This window comes from Acidovorax sp. KNOB132 (genome assembly GCF_057541515.1).
Genome location: NZ_BAAJYT010000035.1, coordinates 23,150 through 29,226, shown reverse-complemented (window position 1 = coordinate 29,226; position 6,077 = coordinate 23,150). Strand labels below are relative to the sequence as shown.

4 protein-coding genes and 1 pseudogene are annotated in these 6,077 nt (G+C 69.3%); all 5 read right to left on the bottom strand.

Annotated elements, in window-relative coordinates; translation table 11 throughout:
• On the bottom strand, positions 1-120 hold a 120-nt coding region (locus AC27IO_RS07970), incomplete at its 3' end, for a twin-arginine translocation signal domain-containing protein (RefSeq protein WP_487089136.1).
• 30 nt (positions 121-150) lie between these two features.
• Positions 151-1,815: a polyamine aminopropyltransferase gene (locus AC27IO_RS07965; protein ID WP_317356771.1), complete on the bottom strand. Its 1,665-nt coding sequence runs from the start codon at positions 1,813-1,815 to the stop codon at positions 151-153.
• A gap of 97 nt (positions 1,816-1,912) precedes the next feature.
• The gene (locus AC27IO_RS07960; protein ID WP_498738312.1) at positions 1,913-4,084 is read right to left on the bottom strand and encodes a TonB-dependent receptor; all 2,172 of its coding nucleotides are present in this window, start codon (positions 4,082-4,084) and stop codon (positions 1,913-1,915) included.
• A gap of 151 nt (positions 4,085-4,235) precedes the next feature.
• Positions 4,236-4,461, bottom strand: a pseudogene (locus AC27IO_RS07955) (DUF350 domain-containing protein).
• Between the two features lie 64 nt (positions 4,462-4,525).
• The gene (locus tag AC27IO_RS07950; RefSeq protein ID WP_498738310.1) at positions 4,526-6,022 is read right to left on the bottom strand and encodes a DUF4178 domain-containing protein; all 1,497 of its coding nucleotides are present in this window, start codon (positions 6,020-6,022) and stop codon (positions 4,526-4,528) included.
• Between the last annotated feature and the right edge of the window lie 55 nt (positions 6,023-6,077).

Genomic DNA, 6,077 nt, shown 5'->3' with positions numbered 1-6,077 from the left:
GCCGCGCGCCATGTCGATGCCGGCAAAGCCACCCTCCAGTTCGGGCGGGGCGCCGCACCCGGCAAGGGCGGCGGCAGCGGCCGAGGTGGCCGAGGCGGCGAGGAATTGGCGGCGTTGCATGTGGGCGGTGCGGCCGGGCGGCCAGCGCGGTCAGTGGGCCGCCACCTTACCCCACTCCTGCTCGTAGGTGTGCACCAGCACCTGGTTGGACAGGCGGTTGACCTCGGCCGGCACGCGCGCCATGTCGCGCGGAAAGTCGAACAGCAGCGCCAGCGTGGGCACCGACAGGAATCGCAGCCCCTCGGGCAGCGCCTGCGGCAGGTGCCAGGGCCGGCGGCTGGCGATCACGAAGCCCCATTCGCCGAAGCTGGGCACGTGGGCGTGGTACGGGGCGGTGCGCAGCCCCAGCGACTCGATGGTCTGCACCACCGTCCAGAAGCTCTGGCGTGCCACCAGGGGCGAGGTGGTCTGCACCACGGCGTAGCCGCTCGCGGACAGGCGCTGCGCCAGCAGGGCGTAGAAGCTGTTGGTGTAGAGCTTGCCGATGGCGAAGTTGGTCGGGTCGGGGAAATCCACCACGATCACGTCGAAAAAGTCTTGCGCCCCCACGCTCCCCGCTGCGCGTGGTTCGCTGCCCCCCGAGGGGGCCCCCGCGCCTTGGGGAGGCCCGGCGGCGCTGGAGTCTTGCGCCCCCACGCTCCCCTGCTGCAGCCACTGGAACGCGTCGGTGTTCACGACATGCACCTTGGGGTTGGACAGCGCCCCACCGTTCAGCCGCGCGAGCGTGGGGTCGTCGGTGAACAGGCGCGTCATCGCCGGGTCCAGCTCGACCAGCGTGACCGACTCGACCGAGGGGTACTTGAGGATCTCGCGCACCGCCATGCCGTCGCCGCCGCCCAGCACCGCCACGCGCCGCGGCCCGGCGCCGCCCGAGGCGAACGCCGCCATCGCCGGGTGCACCAGGGCCTCGTGGTAGCGGTACTCGTCGCGCTCGGCGAACTGCAGGTTGCCGTTGAGGTACAGCCGGTGCCCCGCCTTGCCCTCGGTGACCACGATGCGCTGGTAGGGCGTGGCACGGCTCACCACGATGCGGTCCTGGTAGAACTTGTCCTCGGCAAAGCGCGTGATGTGCTCCGCGCCCACCAGCCCCGCCAGCAGCACGCCGAACACGGCCACGCAGGCCAGCACGTGCGCGCGCAGGCGCCGCAGCTCGTGGCGGAACAGCCAGACCGCCCACAGCGCCACCGCCGCGTTCATCAGGCCGAACAGCAGCCCCGTGCGGATCAGCCCCAGGTGCGGCACCAGCAGCAGCGGGAACGCGAGCGACACCGCCAGCGCCCCGAGGTAGTCGAACGTGAGCACCTGCGAAACCAGGTCCTTCAGCACCGCGTTGCGCTTGAGGATGCGCATCACCAGCGGAATCTCCAGCCCCACCAGCGTGCCCACCAGCAGCACCATGCCGTACAGCAGCACGCGGAACGCGCCCGGCGCGTAGGCGTTGGCCAGGAACAGCGTGGCCGGCAGCGCGCCGCCCACCAGGGCCACCAGCAGTTCGATGCGCAGGAAGTGCGCGGGCAATTGCCGTTCGAAGTAGCGCGACAGCCACGATCCCACGCCCATGGCGAAGAGGTAGGTGCCGATGATGGTGGAGAACTGCAGCACCGAATCGCCCAGCACGTACGAGGCGAGCGCGCCGGCCGCGAGTTCGTAGAGCAGGCCGCAGGCGGCGACGACGAAGACGCTGGCGAGCAGCGCGATGTCGATGGGGCGGGGCGCGGGCGCGGCGGAAGGGGTGGGGTGGGCAGCGGCGGTCAAGCCGCTATTTTGCGGGATGGGCCCCGGCGGCGGCCGCCGCAGGCCCGTCGGGCGAGGGCGCCTTCTTCGCCCGCCCGGCATCGCCCGGGCTCCCGGGTCAGAACTGGTAGGTGGCGCTCACCAGCACGCCGCGCGGCGCACCGGGCATGTCGACGGAGCGCCAGTATTCCTTGTCCAGCAGGTTGGTGACCGCGACGGTCACGGTCCAGGGCGCGGCGCGCCAGCCCACCATGGCATCCCAGCGGGTGTAGGCCGGCAGGCGCGAGGTGTTGGCCGCGTTGAGCCAGCGGGCGCTGGTGTGCGTCACGCCGATCTCGCCGTACCATGGGCCCTGCGGCGCATAGCGCAGGAAGACGTTGCCATTGCGCTGGGCCGTGTCCTGCAGGTACTTGCCGACGTTCGCGGGCGCGCTGCGGTCCTCGGTGACCTTGGCGCTCATGAGGCCCACGCCGCCGCGCACGTACCACGAGGGCGCCACGCGGCCGGCCGCGCTGAACTCGATGCCGCGCGAGCGCTCTTTGCCGCGCACGGCCCAGGTGAACGGGTCGTTGACCGCATCGGGACGGTACCGGATGTTGTAGTGCTCCAACTGGTAGACCGACACCTGCGTGGACAGCTTTCCGTCCAGCCAGTCGCTCTTGGCGCCGATTTCGAACTGGCGCGAATGCTGGGGCTCGTCGTCGTACACGGCGCTGGCCGAGGTGTCCACGGTGATCATGCCGCGCCCGCCGTAGGGCGAGTAGCTCTTGTTCCACGAGGCATAGATGCTGTGCTCGCGCACCGGCTGCCAGACCACGCCCACGCGGGGGCTGACCGAGTCGCCGTCGTAGCCGCGCCCGGCGGACGTGAGCAGGTTGGTGCTGTGGAAGTCGAACCGATCGTAGCGCAGCCCGGCCAGCAGCTTCCACTGCGTGCCCAGGCTCACGAGGTCCTGCAGGTAGAGCGCGCGGCTCTGCGCCTCGTGCAGGTTGTACTGGGTGGGCGCGCCCTGGGCGGGCTTGGGGACCCAGGGAATGGGGCGCAGCGGGTCGTAGGTGAAGCTGGCCGCGCCGCTGGACAGGCGCGGCTGGCGCTCTTCCTCGCTGGCTTCCATGCCCACGAGCAGGTCGTGCTGCAGGCCGGCCAGCGTGAATTTGCCGGTGAGGTCCACGGTGTTGGAAAGCGTCTCGTTGCGCGTCTGCTGCCAGGCGTAGTTGGGCCGCACGCGGCCGGCGTAGTCGCAGCTGGCGCCCGTGGAGGTGCGGCCCCGGGCGTTGCAGTAGGTGCCGGCGAAGTAGTGGTCGAAGTCCTGGCTGGCCTCGCGCTTGCTCGCCACCCAGCGCACGCTCCAGGCCGGGTTGAAGTCGTAGCTCAGGTCCGAGCGCAGCACGCGCAGCCGGTCTTCCACCATGTCGTCGGGGTGGGCGAAACCGGTGCGGATCGACACGCCGGCGGGCAGCTGGTCGTAGGCCGGGCCACGGTCGGGCACGCGCCACACCGTGTCGTACGTGTATTGCCCGGTCCAGCGCAGGCCGGTGCGCGTGTCCACGAGGATGCTGGGCGAGACCATTTCATTGCGGTTGCGGATGCCGCTGCGAAAACTGTTCGCCTGCTCGCGGTCGGCCGTCAGCCGCACGGCCACGTTCTCGTTCAGCACGTGGTTGATGTCCAGCGTGCCGCCGACGTTGTCCCACGAGCCGCCGCGCAGGTTGATGCTGCTCTTGGCATCGAAGCGGGCCTGCTTGCTCACCATGTTGATGATGCCGCCGCCGCTGCTGCGGCCGTACAGCACCGACGCCGGGCCCTTGAGGATCTCGATGCGCTCCACGTTGGCGGTGCTGCGGCGCACCTGGCCGCTTTCACGCACGCCGTCGCGGTAGATGTCGCCCGAGTCGGCGTTGAAGCCGCGGATCATCACGCCTTCGCCCCGCATGTCGTACTTGGTGTTCACGCCGGGCACGCCGTCCAGCATGACGGCCAGGTCGTTGATGCCGTAGCTCTTGTACTTGTTGACCTCCAGCGTGTCGATGGTCTGCGGGATGTCCTTGGGCGCCATGTAGGTCTTGGTGGCCGTGGTCACGCCTTCGGGGCGCACATCGTCGGCGTCGTACTCCGACGTGACGTGCACGGTGGGCAGGGCCGCCTGGGATGCGGCTTCGGCCTGCGGTTGGGACAGGGCGGTGGCCGGCAGGCCCGCCATGCCGGCGAGCAGCGCCGCCGCGGTGGCCGTGGCCCGGGAATGGAAGAAGGCCAGGGCTGCGGCCGCTGGTGCAGGGTCCGGATGTGTCATTCGCTCTCTCTGGAAAAGAAAACGGCCGCCCGGCAGGGGCAGCCGTTTGTATCGGAAAGAGCAAAATTGTAACGTTACTGATAACGATTCGTATTTGGAATCTGGCCAAAAAAAGGGCATTCGGGCGGCCATCCGCCCCCTGCCCCGCGCCTCACCCCCCGTGCATCGCCGCCGCCACGATGATGCTGATGCCCAGGCACATGGCCGCCACCACCATGGCGAGGGCCTTGTTCTGCTTTTCGACGATCTCGGCCCACAGGTCGTAGGGCGTGAGCTTGTCGATGATGATGAAGCTCACCCAGAACACCAGCACGCCGATGAGCGCGAACAGGATGGAGCCGAAAAAACGCGGCGGGCCGCAGCCATTCAAGAGCCATGATGATGACCTCCGTCAGATGAAAAGGGGTTGCAACAAGGGAGCGCGGGGGCGTCGCCGTTTCGTCATTTGTGCCCACCCCCGCTGGAATACCCGCCGAAGGAGCCGCCCGAGCTGCGGTAGCCGCCGCCCGACGATCCCGAGCAGTTGCTCGTGAGCAGCAGCAGGATGATGAGCACGATCGCAATGACGATGATGGTCCCGCAGCCCAGGCTGGTGGCGCTGGTCAGGGGCGCGGCGTCCTCGCGATTGAACATGTCCTGCTGGCCGCCGAGCTTGAAGGCCTGCGCCACCACCGCGCTGTCGATCTTGCTGCCGCTGGACCAGGTGATCTCGCGCGGGGTCTGCTCCATCGACAGCAGGCCGCGGCCGGTGCTGCTGGCGAAGTCGCGGTTGGCGCTTTTCTGGCCGCGCTCCACGGGCCAGTAGAACTCGCCGGCCACGTAGGTGGTCTCGGCTTCGTACTGGCTCGACAGGCGGTAGGTGGTGCTCAGGTAGGTGGCGCTCTGGCCGCCGCCGGTCAGCTGCGGCGCGCCCGTGGTGGGCCGCACCAGGCTCCAGCCGTCGGTCGCGTCCACCAGGAAGGCGAAGCCGCGCTTTTGGTTGTAGAGCAGGTATTCATCCCAGCCGAAGTGCTCGTCGTCGCCCGGCTCCACCCCCATGCGGTGCTGAAAGCCCACCACCTGCCAGTGCACGCCCTCCAGCTGCCCGGTCTGGCCCAGCGGGATGAGCGGGTTCACCGGCTCGTCCTGCACGGCGTGGCGCAGTTCGGCCCCCAGGCCGCTGGACAGGTCGATGAGGCTGTGGCAAGACGGGCACGTCAGGCTCTTGGTGCTGCCCAGCTTCACGGGCACCGGCGCGCCGCAGTTCGGGCAGTTGAACTGCCGGCCTGTCTCGTCCTTGGTGGAGGCGTCTTTCAGGCCCTGCAGCTTCAAATCGTCGAGCTGCACGGCCCGGCCGCGGTCCACCTTCGGGGGTGTGCTGCCGTAGTCGATCGACAGCACCTCGCCGTCCGCGCTGCGCAGCTCCACCATGCTGAACGGGTGGCCCAGCGGCGGCAGCTTGGGCAGCTCGCCCTGGGCGGAGATGAGCTGCGCCTGCACGTTGGCGGCCACGCTGTAGGGCTTGCCGGCCACCGCCGTGGTCATGCCGACGCGGAACTGCTCGGCCGCGGGCAACTCACGCCCCGCCGCGGCCGGCCGCGTGAACACGTAGGCGCCGTTGTCCTCGCCCAGCGTGGCGGTGCTGCCGTCTTCGAGGAAAGCGTTCCACTCGGTCCAGGTGCCGGCGTCGCCCTTGTATTGCAGGCGCCCGATCAGCGTGAAGGGCAGGTCCTGCCCGTCCAGCACGATGCGGCCGCTGGCCATGAGCTGCAGGGGGCTGTGGTCGTCGAAGACCTCGGCCATCTTGCCCACGCGCGTGAGCACCTCGCCGCTGCGCACCACCGTGCTCTGGCAGTAGGGGCAGACGGCGTGGGTGGACTGCGCGCTCTTGAATTCGACCGGGGCGCCACAGCCGGGGCAGGGCGCGCGGTAGGTACGCTGGGTGCCGCTCTCGGCCATGTTTTTTGAGTGTTTTTGGCCTCCTGCCCTAGTATCGATTGGGCAGGATGCTATT

Excerpts from the sequence above, each read along its gene's own strand:
- AC27IO_RS07960 (WP_498738312.1), bottom strand. The coding sequence starts at position 4,084 with ATGACACATCCGGACCCTGCACCAGCGGCCGCAGCCCTGGCCTTCTTC.
- AC27IO_RS07950 (WP_498738310.1), bottom strand. The coding sequence starts at position 6,022 with ATGGCCGAGAGCGGCACCCAGCGTACCTACCGCGCGCCCTGCCCCGGC.